16 protein-coding genes and 1 tRNA gene are annotated in these 19,124 nt (G+C 53.1%); 7 read left to right on the top strand and 10 right to left on the bottom strand.

Translation table 11 applies throughout. The annotated features are described in order from the left end of the window. Positions 1–400: 400 nt before the first annotated feature. The 3 genes from KIH39_RS17400 to KIH39_RS17390 all read right to left on the bottom strand — a co-directional run bounded on the left by KIH39_RS17400 (position 401) and on the right by KIH39_RS17390 (position 2,236). Entirely contained in the window at positions 401–1,270 is an 870-nt protein-coding gene (locus KIH39_RS17400; RefSeq protein WP_213494492.1) for a spherulation-specific family 4 protein, read from the bottom strand. A gap of 166 nt (positions 1,271–1,436) precedes the next feature. Then, positions 1,437–1,509: transfer RNA gene (locus KIH39_RS17395), tRNA-His, on the bottom strand. A 169-nt stretch (positions 1,510–1,678) separates the two neighbouring features. Next, positions 1,679–2,236 carry a hypothetical protein gene (locus KIH39_RS17390; RefSeq protein ID WP_213494491.1) on the bottom strand — a complete coding sequence of 186 codons (558 nt, stop codon included), beginning with the start codon at positions 2,234–2,236 and terminating at the stop codon, positions 1,679–1,681. A gap of 239 nt (positions 2,237–2,475) precedes the next feature. Between KIH39_RS17390 and KIH39_RS17385 the strand changes: the two genes are divergently transcribed. Next, complete coding sequence (locus KIH39_RS17385; RefSeq protein WP_213494490.1) at positions 2,476–3,042, top strand: cob(I)yrinic acid a,c-diamide adenosyltransferase; 567 nt, start codon at positions 2,476–2,478, stop codon at positions 3,040–3,042. Between the two features lie 21 nt (positions 3,043–3,063). Here the strand turns inward: KIH39_RS17385 and KIH39_RS17380 are convergent, their stop codons facing one another. Then, entirely contained in the window at positions 3,064–4,182 is a 1,119-nt protein-coding gene (locus tag KIH39_RS17380) for a patatin-like phospholipase family protein (RefSeq protein WP_213494489.1), read from the bottom strand. A gap of 567 nt (positions 4,183–4,749) precedes the next feature. On the opposite strand from KIH39_RS17380, the gene KIH39_RS17375 reads away from it, so the two are divergent. The 3 genes from KIH39_RS17375 (at position 4,750) to KIH39_RS17365 (ending at position 9,069) form a co-directional block, all read left to right on the top strand. After that, the gene (locus KIH39_RS17375; protein WP_213494488.1) at positions 4,750–5,982 is read left to right on the top strand and encodes a patatin-like phospholipase family protein; all 1,233 of its coding nucleotides are present in this window, start codon (positions 4,750–4,752) and stop codon (positions 5,980–5,982) included. Positions 5,983–6,092: 110 nt separating this feature from the next. Continuing rightward, entirely contained in the window at positions 6,093–7,559 is a 1,467-nt protein-coding gene (locus tag KIH39_RS17370; protein ID WP_213494487.1) for a pyridoxal phosphate-dependent decarboxylase family protein, read from the top strand. Positions 7,560–7,575: 16 nt separating this feature from the next. Then, complete coding sequence (locus tag KIH39_RS17365) at positions 7,576–9,069, top strand: alpha/beta hydrolase-fold protein (protein ID WP_213494486.1); 1,494 nt, start codon at positions 7,576–7,578, stop codon at positions 9,067–9,069. Between the two features lie 46 nt (positions 9,070–9,115). Here the strand turns inward: KIH39_RS17365 and KIH39_RS17360 are convergent, their stop codons facing one another. After that, on the bottom strand, positions 9,116–9,304 hold the full coding sequence (locus KIH39_RS17360; protein ID WP_213494485.1) for a Flp family type IVb pilin: 189 nt from the start codon (positions 9,302–9,304) through the stop codon (positions 9,116–9,118). A gap of 165 nt (positions 9,305–9,469) precedes the next feature. Between KIH39_RS17360 and KIH39_RS17355 the strand changes: the two genes are divergently transcribed. Then, positions 9,470–11,302: an Hsp70 family protein gene (locus KIH39_RS17355; RefSeq protein WP_213494484.1), complete on the top strand. Its 1,833-nt coding sequence runs from the start codon at positions 9,470–9,472 to the stop codon at positions 11,300–11,302. Between the two features lie 58 nt (positions 11,303–11,360). On the opposite strand, the gene KIH39_RS17350 is transcribed toward KIH39_RS17355, so the two are convergent. The 5 genes from KIH39_RS17350 to pyrE form a co-directional block, all read right to left on the bottom strand. Beyond that, positions 11,361–12,473 carry a DUF1559 domain-containing protein gene (locus tag KIH39_RS17350; protein ID WP_213494483.1) on the bottom strand — a complete coding sequence of 371 codons (1,113 nt, stop codon included), beginning with the start codon at positions 12,471–12,473 and terminating at the stop codon, positions 11,361–11,363. Positions 12,474–12,653: 180 nt separating this feature from the next. Beyond that, the gene (locus KIH39_RS17345; RefSeq protein WP_213494482.1) at positions 12,654–13,625 is read right to left on the bottom strand and encodes a hypothetical protein; all 972 of its coding nucleotides are present in this window, start codon (positions 13,623–13,625) and stop codon (positions 12,654–12,656) included. A gap of 74 nt (positions 13,626–13,699) precedes the next feature. Next, positions 13,700–15,205 (bottom strand): sensor histidine kinase, encoded by a 1,506-nt coding sequence (locus tag KIH39_RS17340; RefSeq protein ID WP_213494481.1) that lies wholly within the window; start codon positions 15,203–15,205, stop codon positions 13,700–13,702. Between the two features lie 45 nt (positions 15,206–15,250). Beyond that, entirely contained in the window at positions 15,251–16,798 is a 1,548-nt protein-coding gene (locus KIH39_RS17335; protein WP_213494480.1) for a hypothetical protein, read from the bottom strand. Between the two features lie 24 nt (positions 16,799–16,822). Then, on the bottom strand, positions 16,823–17,377 hold the full coding sequence (pyrE, locus tag KIH39_RS17330) for an orotate phosphoribosyltransferase (protein ID WP_213494479.1): 555 nt from the start codon (positions 17,375–17,377) through the stop codon (positions 16,823–16,825). 21 nt (positions 17,378–17,398) lie between these two features. Here pyrE and KIH39_RS17325 point away from each other — a divergent pair, with 21 nt between their 5' ends. Both KIH39_RS17325 and KIH39_RS17320 read left to right on the top strand, forming a co-directional pair. Further along, a complete protein-coding gene (locus tag KIH39_RS17325) occupies positions 17,399–17,767 on the top strand; it encodes a 4a-hydroxytetrahydrobiopterin dehydratase (RefSeq protein ID WP_213494478.1) in 369 nt (122 codons plus the stop codon). Positions 17,768–17,850: 83 nt separating this feature from the next. Beyond that, the gene (locus tag KIH39_RS17320) at positions 17,851–19,122 is read left to right on the top strand and encodes a DUF6807 family protein (protein WP_213494477.1); all 1,272 of its coding nucleotides are present in this window, start codon (positions 17,851–17,853) and stop codon (positions 19,120–19,122) included. Positions 19,123–19,124: the final 2 nt, after the last annotated feature.

Below are 19,124 nucleotides of genomic sequence, written 5' to 3'. Positions count from 1 at the left end.
GAACCGCTTATCCCAGTCTTCACTTTTGCATTTGGGGCAAATCGGTGGTCGAAAATCGCTAGAGTGAGCCCATTCGTGACCGCACCGGCAGCGGCAGCCTCGGATAACTACTTCGCCTACGGGAAGTTTTTGACTCGAGTGCAACTTTCTTAAGGAATGCATTTGCTTCCCTTCGGCAAAATGTGTGATGCCTTTGGGCCGTTGTTATCAAAAGTTCTTTTACCGGCTGATAGATCCTTACACACAGTGAATCGGGGGAAGGATCAGGATTTTCCTGATCCCTTGATATTGAGAGTGCAAATCCGGTTTGTTTTTTTCGCAAAAATGCTGCGGAGGCTTTTTGAAAGTTAAAATCTTTACGCGTTGAGGGCAATGAAGCCGATCACTAAAAGTCGACTGGTTACTTCTCGGACAAAAATTCACAGAGAGCTTCGAGATGGTTCGACAGGCGATTCCAGGGATTGGCCGCTTTAGGATCATTTTCCCGATAGACGGCCTCGGTCAGATAGATCCAGCGTGCGTACTTGCGAACCATCTTCAGGCCGGCTTTATCGACACTTTTTTGGGAGTGCAGTAATACGCCTCGGGTAAAGGGGGGATAGTCCGAATTGCCGCCAAAGTAGTCGCCTTTGAGACGTTCCTCTTTGGGAATGCTGTCGCCTTCATGAACGACGATGACATCGGCCGCCTCGGCCGCAAAATACCGGCCCGGCGTCTCCGCCCCCGGATTTGCAACAATTGGCCAGTAGCCGAGCTTGTGAGCATAATCCTTGAGAATGCACTGATGTTTCACGCCGGCTTCGGTATCGGTGTAGACCATTTCATCGAAGAAAATACCTTGTGTCCTGGGGTACATTTTGAGCCAGAGGTCGACCTCCTTCCGCACCTCGGCCTCGGCTCGCTTGCCATAGCGGGTGGACACGTAGCCGAGAGTCATGCAACCGGCTCCTCGGAGCCGATCGATTGCTTTGGTGTAGTTGGCATCGATCTGGTTACCAGGTCCTGAGGCGGGGTTCAAAATCACCCACATCGGTACGGTTTCGTATCGTCGTTTCAGATCGATCAGACGGTTGTAATCGGCATTTTTGTGAATGTCGGCCGGGTAAAGGTACAGGGGGATCAGTAGCCCGGTCCGCTCCTGAGCGCGAATATGGAATTCCAGGGCCGACTGACGGCGTTTTTCCGGGGAAGAGTCTTCTTCAGGAGCCGTGACGCGAAAGGCTATTCCCCCCAATGTGATGCAAACGAACGGAATCAAAATCCGATTCATGACCATCATCCTGAGGACGAAAAGGGGAGTATCGGGAAATCGCGGCATTCGAATCGGTTTGATTATAGGCGGGAACCTAGACTGATTTGAAGCAAAAAAGGAGGAAGGTTGCGGCTGCGGGCCTTGGTGCGATCAAAACCGAATTGTCGAATTTAAAAATTGAAAGGGTGACTGACGGGACTCGAACCCGCGACAGCCGGAACCACAATCCGGAGCTCTACCAACTGAGCTACAGCCACCATACTTAGTTCATGATAACTTCCCGGCTCACCTTGGCAAGACGTCCCCGCGACAGAATAGGTTCGCGAATCGCCGCTTCCCCGTTTCAAAGCGACCTGGAAACTCTTCCAACGAAAAAAGCCATGGGCTTTTTTCCCATGGCTTCTTCCAACCAACCAAAGTTAGATCTTAGTAGCCGGTATGTTCCTTCGTGATCGACCGCTGAACATCGACATCCGGACCAACGTACTGGTGCAGGTGATCCTTGTCGATGTACATAACTTCCACACGGCGTTTCTTCAGCTTAACCGGGAACGGGTAGTCGCTCTGGATGGTCTCGGTGAAGTAAACCGTGCACTTCCAGTGGCAGTGATGCAACTGAGCTGGCCCGATGAGCGGGAAGAATCGGGGTGGATCGATCTTGTCCACAATTCTCTCGAAAGCGACACGGACATCGTCCCGGAACTCTTCGATCACATACGGCACGCCCCGGGTCATCGAAGGCATAGCCCGCAGCACTTCGCGAACTGAAGGCTCATCTTCACACAATGGTGGAGGGAAACCTTCACGAATCGGAGGCATGATCGGAGTTCGGAAATCGTTCTTGTGAAGATACTGATTTTCGATCTTTTCCGAGGTCCAGGGTTGGACCGGGATCGGCGTAAACGGCCCGGGAAAGGCACAGCCGATCGGGGCCGCCACCAATGCCACTGCCAGCAACATCAAACTTTTTCGCAACCAGGACATGGAAGTTCCCCCGATCCTAATTCCACGAGCCCTGACCTTAATGCCGATTCTGCGGCCTGCGTCAGGCTAACTGTTCTTAACGATCCTATCGGAAGGATTGAACCGCTGGCTTTAACGACTTTACCGATTTTCGAAGCAGGAATGACTGTCAGGCCGGTTTTAGATTCAGACTTGCTCTACCCGGTCCTCCCGTCCTAATATGCTCTGGGTAAACGTTCCTTTCATTGGATTCCACCTACATGGTTTATCTTTCCCGAATTTACACCAAGTCCGGCGATCAGGGCCAGACCGGGCTGGGGGATGGCACTCGAGTCAACAAGGATTGTCCTCGAGTCACGGCCTACGGCGAGATCGATGAACTAAACGCGGTGATCGGATTATTGCTTTTAGAACCCAACGTGCCTTTTGCCGAGCTTCTACTGTCTATCCAACATGACTTGTTCGATGCCGGGGCCGACCTTTGCGTTCCCATGGTTGCCAACGAACAGAACGCCCTCCGCATTACCCCGGAGCAGGTCAGCCGTCTGGAAAAGGCCATCGACCATTACAACGAGCAATTGGCCGCCCTGAACAGTTTCGTGCTTCCAGGCGGTTCCAAAGCTTCCGCCTGGCTGCATCTGGCCCGAACGGTGTGCCGACGGGCGGAACGCTCCGTCGTTACGCTGATGCAACAGGAGACGATCAATCCCCAGGTCATGATTTACTTGAATCGTTTATCGGATTTGTTGTTCGTGTTATCGCGCACGGCGAATGATAACGGCAAAAAGGACGTACTCTGGCAACCGGGAAAAAGTAGACAAAGTTGAGAGGCTACGGGCGACAGATCTTTATTTGGGTGTGCTAAATGCCATCTTCGCCCGGTCGTAGCCATACTGCCACTGGGCGTTGATTTTCTTCTGGTATTCCTCAAAGCTGGCCGGGACGTTGTCGACTATCCGATACCTGGGAATCAGATAGGCTCGATCCTTCTTATAATCCCCCGATAAAACCGATTGGACTTCCGATTCATTATTCACGAATTTAGCGGAGAACCAGAACGAATTTCCCTTGAGTGCGGGAGTCGCATCCGAGAAATCGACCCGGTATTTCACGGGAAATTGATTCACGGCATCCATTCGCTGGTTGGGCTCATATTCAAAAACACTGTGAATCACATTCGTGGCGACTCGAGAGTGATGTCCCATTTTGGGAGTAATCACTTCCTCTGCCAGTCGGCCGGCCAGTTCAATCGCGTGCAAATTGATTACGCCACCGGTATAGGTCTTACCGCCCACGGTCACAGGCAGAAAAACGTGCGGCTCGGCGATCGAGGCCATCATCGCTTCCGAAAGTTTGACATCTGTTACGGTCTGCCCGAGCGGACAGACTGCGCTGTTTGGGTAAACGGTCCCGATGGTCGGCATATCGGCGGGGATGTACCTGGCCGTATCGGGATCGGTAAACCAAGTCTCGGTGAATAGCTTCTGGGAGGAGCGCAAACCTTTGGAAGTATCAAAATGTAATTCACCTGCCACCAACAGGACTTTGGGACCTTTGGGATTCACTTCAAAAGGGTGATCCGATTCGGTGAGGCCAAAATTCCCTGGGATCGAAGCGATGGGTCGCGTGAATATGTCCGGCGGGTGGGGGGCAAGTCCTATCCCTCGAATTCTCCAACGAAGTGCCCGACCCGATTCTAGTAACACCCGAGGATGTTCGATTTGAATCGAAAGTAACATTTCGTGAAGGCGACTTGAAGCGATAAATTTATTTCGCTCAAGACGATCCGGGTACGTGCTAATGATCAAAGCAGCGATAGAACCGCCACTAGTTCCGATAATTAAGTCCGGAGCCAGACCTGCTTCGACGGCGGCGTCATACATGCCAATGTGACAGGTAAAATCGGTCCCTTCCCCGGAAAAAATTATCGCTCGCTTAAATGGCAGACTGTCGCAGCAACGAGGCATAGGCAAAATTTCTTGAGCGTCGGCCGGGTTCTGAAAAAACAGGTAAAGACCGATTACCAGCAGGCACGAATGCAGCCTGAATGGCGAGTGGATTTTAGATTGTTCCAACTCTAATCCCATGGTGCTCAATTAATCTGTGGAGTTCTGGAACTGATTGGAATGAGGGCAACAACCGATCCTCAAGTTCGCATATTGGATCGTTCACACAATATGGGAAATTTTTGCTTCTGCCCGCAAACTACAGAGGAGAAATTAAATCCATTTTGCAAAATAGTACCAAAATCCTATCGAATAATCCGGATTGTACCATTTGGGATTAGTAGTTAGAGTGCGCTCTCTGGGGAGTGATTTTCGGGGGTTGATATAAATCTGACCGGAGTGGATCGAATACAGCAGTTAGAGTCGTCTCATTTCCCTGTATTACCGATAAGTTCGGACACACCGGCTTGAAGTGAGCCGATCATAAGGAACAATGGATTGGTTTCCGGTGCGAACGTTAGATTGTGTCCGTCACCGGCCTTAAGATTTATGTCCAAATGTACTTCTCTATTTCTGAGTCTAGCGGCTATGACGGTTTTTACCGTCCTTCTACCGGGCTGCGCTTACCGGATGGATCGGGCCTGCGTACCTAAACCGGTTTCCAATGGCGGGGAACTGATCGATCTGCATGCACCGCCCGGTTCGGATCGCCCGGTCGACAGCGAAGTTTTTCGGGCAGTGACCAATCCTCTGCAAAATTCCAATGCCCCCTTACCGGAAGGTAAGAAACAAAATGTGCTGGCCCTATCCGGTGGCGGCATGTTCGGCGCTTACTCGGTTGGCGTACTCAACGGTTGGACGACAACCGGCCAGAGGCCGAGTTTCGATGTGGTTACGGGCGTGAGCACCGGAGCGATCATCGGCACCTTTGCACTGCTGGGTACGGAATACGACAATCGGCTTTGTCATCTTTACACCACCATTAATTCCGAAGATATCTACCGCGATAGACCCAAGCTCTCTATCCTCTGGTCGGATTCCACCTCCTCCTCGAAACCGCTCGAAAGGATGTTGGAAAAAGAAATCGACGATCAGATTATCCAGTCCGTCGCCGTTGCACATTCTCAGGGTAAGCGTTTCTATGTGGCCACGACCAATCTCGACACGAGACGACTGGTCATCTGGGATATGGGTGCGATCGCTTCCAGTGGCCGTCCGGATGCTGCGAAACTCTACCGAAAAATCATTCTGGCCTCGGCGGCCGTTCCCGGCTTTTTCCCACCAGTTAAGATCGACGTGACGATTAACGGTCGCGTCTATTCCGAAATGCATGTCGATGGCGGAGCAGCCGATCAGGTCTTCGTCCGGGCATCGCTGCTGAATGTCGATGAAGATCGGCTGAAAGCGGGTCAGAAGCCCTTGGTGGGAACGAACGTTTACGTCATTGTTGCCGGGAAAATTTATGCCGATCCGGAATGCACCAAATCGAAAATTAAGGACATTGCCGCCAGTTCTCTCATCTCTCTGGTCTACTCCAGCGCCCGAAATGAGATCGACAAAATCTACACGCTTTCGCTGTTGACCGGTATGAAATTCCATCTGGCCGCGCTGCCTCAGGAATTCGCCACCAAGAGCGACAGCCTCGATTTCGATCGGGATGAAATGCGACGTCTCTATGCCGAGGGTTACCGTTTGGCGACCTGCGGACAGGCCTGGCAGGCGACGCCGCCGGCGGCCGATCCGGCCGAGCAGAGCACGCCCCGTCGCGGAACCGATTTTCTCGCTCCCGTTCAATCGGTGGAAATTCCCATCCGTCGCTAGAATCGCCTGACATCTTCTCCCGTTCGCGAACCTCGCCCGCAACACGGCCTGTCAAAGTCGATATACCACCTTCTCAGCTATTTAATTCACAGAAAGCGATATACGCCGGCGTGGAAAAGAATTTAACCCTGGATCCTCAGAACTGGGACGCTTTGCGATCTCTCGGCCATCGAATGCTCGATGAGATGTTCGATCAGTTCATACATCTCAAAGAGAAACCTGCCTGGCAACAAATGCCCCCGGAAGTTCAGAAGCAGCTCCACGAACCACTTCCGATTCAGCCGCAGGGCGAGGAACAAGTCTGGCGGGAATTCGTCAACAACGTCCTTCCTTATCCCAATGGCAGCTGGCATCCACGTTTTTGGGGCTGGGTTCAGGGAACCGGGGTGCCCTTCGCCATGCTGGCGGATATGCTGGCTTCCGGACTGAACGCTCATATGGCGGGCTTCAATCATGCGCCGGCGGTGGTGGAATTGCAGGTTATTGCCTGGCTGGCGGAATTGATGGGTTTGCCCAGTGGCTCCAGTGGACTGCTTTGCAGCGGCGGCACCATGGCAGGTGTGCTGGGGTTGGCAGTCGCGCGAAACGCTCAGGCCGGTTTTGATGTCCGCGAAAATGGCTTGCATTCGCGTGAACAACCTCGCTTAATGGTCTACGGTTCCACGGAAACTCATGGCTGGGCAAAGAAAGCTCTCGAGCTTTTGGGCCTGGGACGCCGTAACTATCGCGCGATACCTGTCGATTCGCAGTATCAGATTCAAATACCGCTTTTGCAGGAAAGCATCGCCGCGGATCGAAAGCTCGGGCATCGGCCTATCTGCATCATCGGTACGGCTGGCACAGTGAACACGGCGGCCATTGATAACCTGAACGGTCTCGCCGACGTCTGTGAAAGGGAGAAAATCTGGTTTCATATCGATGGGGCCTTTGGTGCCCTGGCTCGTATTTCGGACAAATTGCGATCCCGGGTGGCCGGTCTAGAACGCTGCGATTCCATTTCCATTGATCTGCACAAGTGGATGTATCTGCCTTTCGAAGTCGCTTGCCTGCTGGTGCGGGACGCGGAGTTGCATAAGGCCGCCTTCAGCAGTTCGGCGAGTTATCTGGCGGAGTTCGATCGAGGAGTCAGCGTTGGGCGCATGACTTTTGCCGACCGGGGGATTGAATTGACCCGGGGTTTTAAAGCCCTCAAGGTCTGGATGTGTCTGAAGGCCTATGGAGTTGAAAAGTTTGCCCGCTTGATCGAGCAGAATGTGGACCAGGCCAATTATCTGGCTGATCGGGTCCAATGCGAGCCCGAACTGGAACTGCTGGCTCCGGTTTCGCTGAACATCGTCTGTTTCCGCTTTGCCCCGAGTGTCATGCCCGAGGAAAAACGCAATGCACTCAACCGCGAATTGCTGATGCGGCTACAGGAGTCGGGAGTGGCGATCCCCAGTTCGACGCAAATTGGAGATAAGTTTGCAATTCGGACGGCTATCGTCAATCATCGTAGTCGAATAGAAGATTTCGACTTGCTGATCGATACCATATTAAAAATTGGCCGGGAACTGATAACTGAAGGTTTCAAAGCTTAACCGCAAGAGTCGACCTATGAAAAAACTGCTGCTTGGGCTGGCGATCATCTTGACAATGACTTTTCCCGCGCTGGCGGGACCAGTCGAATTCGAATTACAGTTCCCCGAAAGCGTATCGAACAAATCTTTCAGCGGCAGAGTCTTCGTTCTGCTGACGAAAGGGAAGCCCGCCGTTTTAACCCCCAATATCAGCTGGGGTCGTCCCGAACCGGTGTTCGCTAAGGATGTGAAAGACTGGAAGCCGGGCGAAAAACTCAAGATCGATTCGACGGCGATCTATTACCCCACTCCGATGGACAAACTTCCGAAGGAAGATTTTTACGTTCAGGGGGTCATGGATTTCGAACAGGGCATCAACTTCAGTGCGGCACCCGGTAACATCTATTCTGTACCGATGAAAATTGCCCTGGGGGAGGATCAGACTGCCCCGATAAAATTAACGCTGGATCAAGTCTATAAAGCTCCTGCTTTCAAAGAGACCGATAACGTCAAGTACATCGAAATCGAAAGTAAACTTCTTTCGGAATTTCATCACAAGCCGACCAATCTTCGGGCGGGGGTCATCCTTCCCAAGAGTTTCACGACCAATGCGAAAAAGCAGTATCCCACCATCTACGAAATTCCCGGTTTTGGTGGCACTCATCAAGGAGCGCGGGGCCGAGCAGCCCGCAATGCTACCGATGTGGATGGGGTCGAAATGCTCTACGTCATGCTCGATCCTTCCTGTCCGCTAGGGCATCACGTCTTTGCCGACTCGGCGAATAACGGACCCGTCGGCAAAGCCTTCACCGAGGAACTCGTCCCCGCCATTGAAAAGCGCTTTCGCGGAATTTCTGCTCCCGGGGCTCGTTTCGTGACGGGGCACTCTTCGGGGGGATGGTCGAGTCTCTGGCTGCAAGTCGCCTATCCCGATTTCTTCGGAGGCACCTGGTCCACCGCACCCGATCCAGTCGATTTCCGCGACTTCCAACGCATCAATATTTACGAATACGACAATATGTTCACGGATACGCAAGGACAGGCTCGCCCACTAGGCCGTCGGGGCTGGATTCCCTTCCTGTATTACAAACCCTTCTCCGACATGGAAATCATCATGGGTCACGGCGGCCAACTGGCTTCGTTCGAAGCAGTTTTCAGCGAAAAGGGGAGCGATGGTAAGCCGATGCAACTCTGGGATCGCAAGACGGGAAAGATCGATCACGCCGTGGCGAAGACCTGGGAGAAGTATGATATTCGTCTGGTTCTGCAGCGGAATTGGTCGACTTTGGAACCGAAGCTGAAAGGGAAACTGCACGTCTACATGGGCGATCGCGATACTTTTTATTTGGAAGGCGCGACCCGGCTTCTGGGCGAAACGCTGCACGTACTCGGAAGCGATGCGAAAGTCGAACTCTTCCCGGGTAAGGACCACGGCACATTGATGGATCGGGCCCTGGTCGAGCGGATAGGCAAAGAAATGGCCGAGCAGTATCGGAAGTTCGACAAAAAATCTGCAGAACGCTCGCAGTAACTGCGAACGCTCGAATTCGTTTGAATTCCGGCTAGCGCCCAATGGATCACTTCGTGGTCGGTTTGGCTGCTGTGGCAACGGTCGAAAACGTGCTGTTGGCATTTTTGCCGATGGTTGTCACGGCGACAATGCAGACGACAATAATCAAGGCCAGCATCACCGCATATTCCACTGCGGTCGGGCCATCTTCTTTTTCCAGCAAGTTGATCAGTGATGTAATCAGCGGCAAAGACATTTCCAAATCCTCCTCAAGATTTCGAAGTTGTTATCGAGCACGATTCGAAAGCGGGGAATTTCACCGGTGAATTCCTGTGGCCAGGAAGAATGTTGTTTCAGAATCAATTCCGCTTATCCTAATTAATTGAAGATTCGACTTGGATTTAGCAGCGAAGGCACTGGAATGGCTTCACGATTTGTCATTGGCATCGATCTGGGTACTACCAATTGCGCCTTGGCGTATATCGATACCGGCCGAGGAGAAGATCCACATAGCCAGACACTGTCTATCCCCCAGGTAGTGCGCGCTGGTTTGGTTGAAGAACGTCCGCTCTTGCCCTCATTCCTTTATCTGCCGGGAGAAAACGAACAGCCGGCGGGCAGTCTGAATCTTCCCTGGGCCAGCGATCGCGATTATGCGGTCGGCGAATTCGCTCGGAACTTCGGTTCGCAGGTTCCGACCCGGCTGGTTGCTTCCGCCAAGTCCTGGCTCTGCCACCCGGGTGTGGATCGCAAATCTCCTATTCTCCCCTGGAAAGCTCCGGAGGGGGGCCGACGCATATCGCCGCTCGAAGCCAGTACTCGGTACCTGAAGCATCTGGCCGAAGCCTGGAATGCTCAGATGGCTAAAGAACTGACTGCGAATCGCCTTGAGAATCAGGAGATCGTTCTCACAGTGCCCGCTTCCTTCGATGCCGTCGCTCGGGAACTGACCGTCGAGGCGGCCCGGGCCGCGGGATTCGAGCATCTGACGCTGTTGGAAGAGCCTCAGGCCGCGTTCTATGCCTGGCTCGATTCCTGCGGAGAGAAATGGCGAGAACAGGTTAAAGTCGGGGATTTGATTCTCGTCGCCGATGTGGGAGGAGGAACTACGGACTTCACATTGATCGAAGTCGCGGAAGTTCAGGGACAACTCGAGTTAACGCGTCTGGCCGTGGGAGATCATCTGCTATTAGGTGGCGATAACATGGACCTGGCTTTGGCTCACTTGGCGGCTCAGCAATTCGCCGCCAAAGGGGTCAAGCTCGACGCCGCGCAGATGCTGGCGCTCAGCTACTCGGCTCGCGCGGCCAAAGAAAGTCTTTTGGCAGATCCGTCGCTGACGGCTGCCCCGGTCACAGTCCTGGGGCGAGGTTCCAAAGTCATTGGCGGCACGCTCAAGGGAGAACTGACCAAGGCCGATGTGGAAAAAATTCTGCTTGAAGGGTTTCTGCCGTTATGCAAGGTGGACACGGAACCGAACAAGTCCCGCGCGGCCGGTTTCCAGGAATTGGGCCTACCCTATGTGGCAGACCCGGCCATCTCGAGGCATCTCGCGCAGTTCCTGACCAAGCAACGCACCTTTCTCTTGGAGAGGGAATCGAATTCCAAGAAGAAGAAAAAATCTCCCCCCGGGCTGCCGACAGCCATACTCTTCAACGGTGGTGTTTTCAAATCCCCGTTGTTGCAGGATCGCTTCTCCACGGTTCTCAACGGTTGGACCAAGGAAATGAAGGCCGAGAGCGTGCGCGTGCTGGAAGGAAATGATCTCGATCAGGCGGTTGCTCGGGGCGCGGCCTACTACGGTCTCGTGCGACGGGGTAAAGGAATCCGGATTCGAGGGGGCACCGCCCGAAGCTATTACATTGGCGTGGAAAGTTCGATGCCAGCTATTCCGGGAATGCCTGCACCGCTAAAAGCTCTTTGCGTTGCCCCCTTTGGCATGGAAGAAGGTACCGAGACCGATATTCCTTCGCAGGAATTTGGGGTGATTGTCGGGGAACCGGTTGAATTTCGCTTCTTGGGCAGCTCTCTGCGTCGGCACGATGTGCCGGGAACGATTCTGGAGGATTGGCAGGGCGACGTGGAAGAACTAGCCCCCGTGCAGACAACGCTCGGCGAAGAGAAGTCGGGTCGATTGATCCCAGTACACCTTCATACCAAGGTCACGGAAGTCGGACAGTTGGAACTGTGGTGTTTTAGCCGGGATGGCAAGGAGCGCTTCAAGCTGGAATTCAATGTGCGGGAAGCGGAATAAAAAAAGGACTGGCTCTGAAGAGCCAAATCCTCATTTTCAATTTTCAGCAGATGAGAAATTAGAAGTTAGGAATCACTTCACCGCCCGCCTTCGTGACCAGGGCCACTAGCGTCTTGATATCGATGGTCGAAGCCACGAACGAGACGTGTCCATCCGCAAAACAGATATTCGCTCCCCCGGTGTGAAATGCGTAGATGTCTCCCGAGAGATTATTGCAGTTGATGACGCAGGTGCAGTTCGTGCAGGTTGCGGTGGCTACAGTTTTGCCATCGGCGGTAGTTCCAGTTACCGTGATGCGGTTATCCGAATCGGACCAGATTGGGCCGGTGACGGATGTATCGGGGCCGGCATTCACGTAGCCGGTGTAGAACTGATTAGCTCGACCGGCGGCTTCTGAATACAGAATCGTCGTGCTCGTGCCGTCGATAATTTCGGTGATTTTCGTCGGACCGTTCTGTCGCATCGCACCCTTGCTCGGAGTCCCAGGATAAGCGGCGGCAACAACCGGATTGGTGAAGGCGATCTCAGCGCCGAGAGCATCCTTGGTCGTTTTGACTTGGACCGCAGGAGCGTAGTCGGACGGCAACCCGCTCACCGTGATATTGGTGGTAGGGTAGAGTTTGGAGCCGTAAATATTCTTGCTGGCGCCCGGTGTGGCCGGGGGAGCGAATGAATTGTTACCACCACTGATATAAGTCGTGGGGTAAGTGATAGGCGAAAGACCGCTGGGGTTCGAAGGACACACAAACAGGTTGAAAGGCAAAGAAAGTGTTGCGGTGTTCATCGGATCGCTAAAATCGACGTTGAACGTATAAATCGGCAGGATGTTATTCTGTTCCACGAAGGGCAGTAGAGGAACCAGGCCGCCACAGCGACCCTGCGTACCGCCGGTGTTGCCCGGGGTCGGAACCGTACCCGCTTGGAAGGGAATGTAGGGAGGTTGGCTATTGTTTTTGGTGATGGCATTGAACGGGAAAGCCCCGTACGAAGATTCGTAATTCAAAGCCGCCAGCCCCAATTGCTTGAGGTTGTTCGTGCATTTCATCCGAGCAGCCGCTTCGCGAACTTTTTGAACGGCGGGTAACAGCAGTCCGATCAGAACCGCGATGATTGCAATGACGACCAATAATTCAATCAGTGTAAAAGCTTTTCGACGGAGACGTAAACTCATTCGTTTTGTCCAGTAAGTGTTTGAGCGATTTGAATTCCAAAAAAAAATTCAAACTTAACGAATTAAGCATCTTACTGGAGCTGAGAAAGTTGGAAGAGCCTTTACGGTAAGCTCTCGAATTCTTCACGAATTGTTAACAAGAGAGACGAATCTTCATCAAATGCTCATTAGCCGGGGTCTTCAGCGAGCAAAGCGAAACGATTTTTGAAGAGGGTCCACTTCGATCTTTCGGATCCCTTTAAATTCGTCGTAGGTCTTTGCCATATCGGGAATCGAATCGAACCATCCCACGATATAGGCCGCGCCAAATTTCTCACCGGTCTTCACGGAACGTTTGTGAAGTTCCTGAATGAAGCAAACGTAGTCGCGCTGATGGCACCACGCTTCGGAGGTCGCACCCGGATCGAGAGTCAGGCCGGCTAACCAGGGCCCGTTGCGCGTTTTATACGCCCGGATCATCCGGGCAGGGAGCTTGGAATCGTCACGCTGGTAGAGAAACTTGGCGTCGGGGGCGAAGTTGTTTTCAAACTCCTTGGCGGTGAGAGGTTTTTCCAGATAGCTCAAGTAGACCTGCTCGAAAGTATCGCCCTTTTTGTGTTTGATGTGGCCCGGCATATCGATGCGGTAGAACAGATCTTCGACGGTATTTGCGGAAGTGATTTCTTCGGCCGAGAAAAAGTAGCGGATCCCCGTCTTGAATAGCAGCGTTTGTTCCCAGAGTGAACTGGCCTTCAACCCCGGGGCCGCCTCGGTGAATTTGAAGCGCAGTTGCACGGCTACAAAGTCGGTGCCGCGCGTGATGGCCGGTTCGAGTATCTTCGCTTGCGTGCAGATCTGCGGCCCTTCCACCAGATGTTTGGCGAGCCGGCCGTGGAAAGGAACTTCACGCGAATACTTGTCTTCTCGCCAGCCCGGGGCCAGCAGAAAATCCATAATGTGCAGGCCAAAGCCGAGATCCTTGGTCTCCGTTTTCTTGTCGATCAGCGAACCCGCCGAGACGCCGCTGACATACCCGCGCGTCTGGATTCGGGCCGAGAGGGCATCGGTCTCAATCTGAAGGAAATCCTTCTCCTGCCGGATGGCAATTCGCTCTTCGGCGAGTCCCAGCGGCGGCCACGCCAGCAAAAAGCATGAAAGAAGGAAGTATTTCATTTCCCCATGATGTTCGAAGCTTGCGATCAGCTCAAGCGAAAAGCTGAAAAAGCGATCATTCCCTCGCTCGTAACTTACAGGAAGCGGACACGGAAGGTTGTTCCCTTCAGGTGGGTCGAGTAGATCTCGAGTTTCGCCCCATGGTGTTCCAGTACGGCCATGACAAACGATAGTCCTAAACCCATCCCGGCGTTGTAGCCTTCGTATAGTGCGTTATTCCGCTTGGTGGTGAAATGGGTTTCCACGCAACGTTCGCGAACTTCGTCGGTCATACCGATGCCGTTGTCCTGGATGTCGAGCAGCACTTGGGAATCCTCGCGATAGGTGCGGATGATGACCAGACCGCGCCAACCGGCGGCATCGATCAAGGCCTGTTTGCGAAGGGCTGGCTCCGCATTGCGAGCTTCATCCCGAACGTGGTTCCGCATTTCGAAGGTGGCATCGCGAGCATTGAAAAGCAGATTTTCTAGGGCTTGCTGCAAGTGCGAGAGATCGGCATCAATAATCAGCGGTTCGGACCAGAGATCGGTCTGAAGGTTCAATTTCCATTTTTCAGTGCAAAGTTGGCTCCAGGTCTTGGTCATGTCGTTGACCAGGTGATTGAGATCCAGCGGGCTCATGGCCGTTTGCGTGGGATCGCGCCGGACGGTTTTTAGAATTTCCTGCAGACGTTCGGTGACCGTGCCGAGGGTACTGCGGACTTCGTGCATCATGCTCAACTGTTCGGAATTGAGGCCGTCCTGTTCCAGGCAGCGATGTATCAGATCATTTGGGCGTACCAGCAGATTTTTGATGTTGTGGGCATATGAACCGGCCATGATCCCGATCCCAGCAAACAATTGCGATTTCATTTCCAGAGCTGTGCGTTCGGCCTCTTCGGCACGCAGTTTCTCATTCAAAACTTCGTTTTCTTTGTGCTCCAGGGCTCGTTCCGCTCTTAGGCGTGCCAGCTCGCGATTGCGCTCCCGGCGAAGCAACGAACTGGCCGCGAGCAGAGCGAGAAGGCTGCCGATGATGACCACGCCGCCGATGATTCGAAATACCAGCTGCTGTTCGCGTTCGTCGCGTTGCGTGCGGTTAAAGGCATGCAGATGATAGCGGCAGTAAATGATCGCACGGCCGGTGATCGGTTCGTACTGAAGCGTTCGCAAGGTGTTTTGGAGAATCTGCGGCTTGCGATCGAGGGTTTCCCAGGTGATGGGATTGACTTCCGGATTATTCGGAAAGCGAATTTCGATGCGCTCGACATCGGGAAAAAGCGGCAACTGATTGGCCAATGTCTGGAGCGGAAATGTTAACGACCGCAGCTGGGCACGAATTTCCTCGGCCTTGGTTTCAAGCGGTACTAAATTTTCGTTATCCGGGTTATCGAGCTTGGTGATGTAATCCTCGATCATCTCCAGAAGGGTCTTGCGGAAAACGCGGGTTTCATCCAACCATTCGCGAACGCTGGCTTCATCGTTCTGCCGCGAAATCTGGGCTCGGGTGTAGAGCAGGTAGGAAAGCCAGCCGACGAGGACTATCCAGGCCAGCAGCATTGCACCGTAGGTTTTGAGCGTCTTCCAGGGTATGTAGTTCACAAGGAATCCATTCGTGAATCTGCCGGAAATTTCAGGAGTATTATTTTAAGGGACCGGGTTCGGCGGGTTGTATTTACCCAGCTGTTGAACCAGTTTCCACTTCTGTCCGGTCGGTCGGTTCCAAATTTCGATTTGCGGTTCGTCCCGCACGCGATCCCCTTCCAGGAAGATCGGCCGGAAGATAACGACGTATTCGTTCTGTCCTGATTGTCGATTTCCATCCTTGTCGAAGAAATCGGGATTCTGACTAATCAGGTTATCCCGAAGTGTATCGGCATCTCGAGCTTCTGTTTTTTTGTCCTTGGGCAGAATGGAATTCATGATTCGCGACATCATATCCTGATACAGCAGAATGTCCTCCGTGCTGTTCGGCCCCTGGAGCGGAGCGATCTTGGTAATTCCTTCATCCCAGCCCACAGGATTTTGATGCAGGAAAGTCGCTATCGGCACCGGAATGTCTCGCACATTCCAGGCAAATTCGGCGTCCCGATAAAACGTGTTGAATGAGATCGCATCCCCGGTGACCACCACGATGTTCTTGCCGATCATCGGAGCATCGCCGCATAGCGAGCGCAGGACTCGCCGGGCCGGGGCGGCTACCGTCGGCAGAATTAACAAAGCCCGCTCACCCGGGGCAGTGGAAATTTCACTGAGAAGTTCGCGGACCGCTTCTTCTTCGGAAGGGTTGGCATGGTTGTAGGTTCCGACGCTAAAGGGGACATTCAATTTGACCAGCCGGTTGCCGCCGTAAGTGTTGAGGCCGTTGCGGGCCTCCTGAATCACTTGTTCGAAGCGATCCAGAAGATCGCTCGAGTAGGGATCGTCCCGCCAAAGTACCGCAAAACGGTGCGGCGTTCCGAAGCGCAAACCGCTGTTGGTCAGAATCAGATTCATCAACAGATCCAGCGGGGTGTGCTGACCCATCATCATCAACTGCCGTTGAAACGGGGGAAAATTCCGGCTCGGGTGCAGATCGGTTTGATCGATGCACTCCATCACCGCTCTCGCCATCTGGAGGTTGCTGAAGCAAAAGCGAAATGTCCGGCCGGGATAGAAGTTGATGAGCTTCTTATAGTCGTCTGGCCCGGTTTTGATCTCATCGGCCGTGGCGGTGGTCAGAAACAGTAGGGGCGCTACGCCGCCTTTCCAACTGCCCTGTTCATAAAGGCTGCGGGCGAGATCCTCGGCACGGTCGCTCGATCCCCCGCCGATTATGGCGATGGGCGCTGGGTTGCGTTTGGAAAGTGCTTTTACCCATTGCTTACTACCGGTTTCACTCGACAGCTTATACCAGCGGATGCGAACTTTCCGCGATTCACTGGGCCGTGTAATAGTGACTTCCGGGATGCCGGTGGTTTCCTCGAGTAGGGCTTTGGAATCATCCACTGTCCAGCCATCGTTAGCCAGTCGCTTGCATCCGGTAACGAAGCGTTCCCAGGTGGCGGAGTTGGTGGAAGTGTGGATCCAGGCGAGTTCCACATCATCGGGGGGTACGGGTAGAACGACTGTGTTCATGTGCCCGTACGATTGAAACAGCAGACTGGCCCCCACAGCCAGGAGAGTCAGAACGATCAGAGCCCAAACTATTTTCATGGCTTCCTCGCCAGTAAACGATCCTTAACCGGGCGTTTTCACACCGAAATCGGCGACTGTATAAAGCGGCTGGAAATCGTAGCCCTTCAGTCGCTCGGCTGCTCCTTGCAGGCGGTCGACAACGCAGACTACTCGCAGCACTTTACAGCCAAACTCTTCCATAACCTTCACGGCCTGCAGAGCCGATTCACCGGTCGTCAGCACATCGTCGATGATGGCGACGTTCTCCCCCGGTTTGATCACTCCTTCGATCCGTTCTTTACTGCCATGTTCTTTCGCTTGTTTGCGAACGAAAAACCCTTCAATGGCTCGTCCCTTTTGATGGTAATACATCCCCGCCGCGGCGGACATGGGAATCGCTCCCACTTCCAGTCCGCCAATTCCCTGAATAGGCAGATCGCAGGTTGCTTCGTACAGCAATTCCCCTAATAGCGCCACGGCCTCCGAATGAAACAAAATCTTTTTGGAGTTGATGTAGTAAGAACTCTTTTGACCCGAGGCGAGCGTGAAATCGCCAAACGCGAAAGCTCTTTGCGTATACAATTCTCGCAGTCTCAACCAAGGCTTGGTATTTCGCATGAATTTTTCCGGAGATCAACAATGTCCGACAAAAAGACCTCTCTGAAGGTGTACAACGAATCCGAAGTAACGGCCAAGATCGCCGAAGGGAAACTGACCGGCTGGTACCTCGAAGACGGCTGGCTGCGACGGAAATATACCACGAGCGGCTGGCAGGCCACGCTTCTGGCCGTGAATGCCATCGGCTTTCTTTGCGAAGCCGCCGATCATCACGCCGATCTGGCGGTGACCTATGCAAAAATCTGGGTAAAGCTGCAAACGCACAGTGAAGGCGGCATCACCGACAAAGATTTTGAACTGGCCCAGAAAATCGAGGAAACCATTCTCTGGCTACCCAAAACGGGAGCCCTGGCTCCGGGAAAAACCGAGAAGTTCGTCAGCGGAAAATAATTTCTGTGGCCGCTGGCGGGAGTTTTGTGTTCCAATATTTCAGTCAGCCCAAACTGATTTCGCGACTCCCACCGAGAGCCCGCATGTTCCGTTTAATTCTGGTATCTTTGTTCTGTTTCACCTCCGCCCGGTTGTCGGCTAGCGAGTCTGTCCGGATTGTGTGCGATGGCCCGAAGAAGGATCTCAGCAATGTGCTGCTTCAGTTACCGATTACGGCGAAGGATAATTCGCTATTCCACGTGACCGATGCCAAGGGCATGGTTTACGCCAATCAGGTACGCCATGGATCGCTCGGGCTGGGCACGGAAAAAAGTGTTCTGGTGATTCTGGTGACGAATTGGAAAGCCAATGAAAATCTTAAACTATCAGTGACTGATGTTACAAACAATCCCAGAAGCGAAATTCATTCAGGCAAAGGCTTCCAATGGACGACTTTGGATAACTATCCCCTTCTGAAACTGGATGAACGCCCGGTACTCGAGTACATGAATTCCAAGCACGACAACAGTTCGAAGACTGGGCACTATCTCACCTTCAAACTCTACCATCACGTGTTCGATCCAGTCGATGGTAAAACGGTTTTGACATCGGGCGCTTATCGGGAGGACGAGAAAAAACTCTATGCCCACCATCGCGGGCTGTTTTACGGTTTCAACAAGATCTCCTACGACGATAAAAAGCAAGCCGATGTCTGGCACGGCAGCAAAAACGAATTTGTTTCGGACCAAGGCATTCTTGCCCAGGACGCGGGCTATTTGCTCGGCAGTCAGCGTTTAGCGATTGACTGGCATGGCCAGGATGGGGCCACTTTCGCAAAGGAACAAAGGGAATTAACCGCTTATAATCTGCCCGGCGGAACACTGATCGATTTTGTGAGCCTCCTGAAAACCGACAAACCGAAAGTCCGACTCGATGGCGATCCGCAACATGCGGGTTTTCATTTTCGAGCGAACATGGAAGTGGCCGACAATCAGAAGACCGTCGGAAAAGAGAAAATCAATCTGGATACTTACTACCTTCGGCAGGATGGCAAAGGTAAACCGGGCGAAACTCGAAACTGGGATCCCAAGACTAAAAAAGGCCCCGTGAACCTCGACTGGAATGCCATGAGTTTCGTGGTGGGGAACCAACGCTACACAGTGCTTTACATGGATCATCCCAAGAATCCAAAAGAGGCTCGCTATAGTGAGAGGGATTATGGTCGGTTCGGCTCTTACTTCGAATACGATTTGACTCCACAAAATCCCCTCTTGGTCCGCTATCGACTTTGGATTCAGCGTGGGGATATGACCTTGGAACAATGTCAGGCCCTGAGTGCCGCTTTTCACTATGATGGCAAAACCCAGCCGGAATAATT

The sequence above is a fragment of the Telmatocola sphagniphila genome, from assembly GCF_018398935.1.
GTDB lineage: Bacteria > Planctomycetota > Planctomycetia > Gemmatales > Gemmataceae > Telmatocola > Telmatocola sphagniphila.
This window is presented reverse-complemented; position numbering and strand designations above follow the sequence as displayed.

Coding starts and splice junctions, on each gene's coding strand:
- KIH39_RS17400 (WP_213494492.1), bottom strand. CDS start 1,270: ATGAATCGGATTTTGATTCCGTTCGTTTGCATCACATTGGGGGGAATA.
- KIH39_RS17390 (WP_213494491.1), bottom strand. CDS start 2,236: ATGTCCTGGTTGCGAAAAAGTTTGATGTTGCTGGCAGTGGCATTGGTG.
- KIH39_RS17385 (WP_213494490.1), top strand. CDS start 2,476: ATGGTTTATCTTTCCCGAATTTACACCAAGTCCGGCGATCAGGGCCAG.
- KIH39_RS17380 (WP_213494489.1), bottom strand. CDS start 4,182: ATGCCTCGTTGCTGCGACAGTCTGCCATTTAAGCGAGCGATAATTTTT.
- KIH39_RS17375 (WP_213494488.1), top strand. CDS start 4,750: ATGACGGTTTTTACCGTCCTTCTACCGGGCTGCGCTTACCGGATGGAT.
- KIH39_RS17365 (WP_213494486.1), top strand. CDS start 7,576: ATGAAAAAACTGCTGCTTGGGCTGGCGATCATCTTGACAATGACTTTT.
- KIH39_RS17360 (WP_213494485.1), bottom strand. CDS start 9,304: ATGTCTTTGCCGCTGATTACATCACTGATCAACTTGCTGGAAAAAGAA.
- KIH39_RS17355 (WP_213494484.1), top strand. CDS start 9,470: ATGGCTTCACGATTTGTCATTGGCATCGATCTGGGTACTACCAATTGC.
- KIH39_RS17350 (WP_213494483.1), bottom strand. CDS start 12,473: ATGAGTTTACGTCTCCGTCGAAAAGCTTTTACACTGATTGAATTATTG.
- KIH39_RS17345 (WP_213494482.1), bottom strand. CDS start 13,625: ATGAAATACTTCCTTCTTTCATGCTTTTTGCTGGCGTGGCCGCCGCTG.
- KIH39_RS17335 (WP_213494480.1), bottom strand. CDS start 16,798: ATGAAAATAGTTTGGGCTCTGATCGTTCTGACTCTCCTGGCTGTGGGG.
- pyrE (WP_213494479.1), bottom strand. CDS start 17,377: ATGCGAAATACCAAGCCTTGGTTGAGACTGCGAGAATTGTATACGCAA.
- KIH39_RS17325 (WP_213494478.1), top strand. CDS start 17,399: ATGTCCGACAAAAAGACCTCTCTGAAGGTGTACAACGAATCCGAAGTA.
- KIH39_RS17320 (WP_213494477.1), top strand. CDS start 17,851: ATGTTCCGTTTAATTCTGGTATCTTTGTTCTGTTTCACCTCCGCCCGG.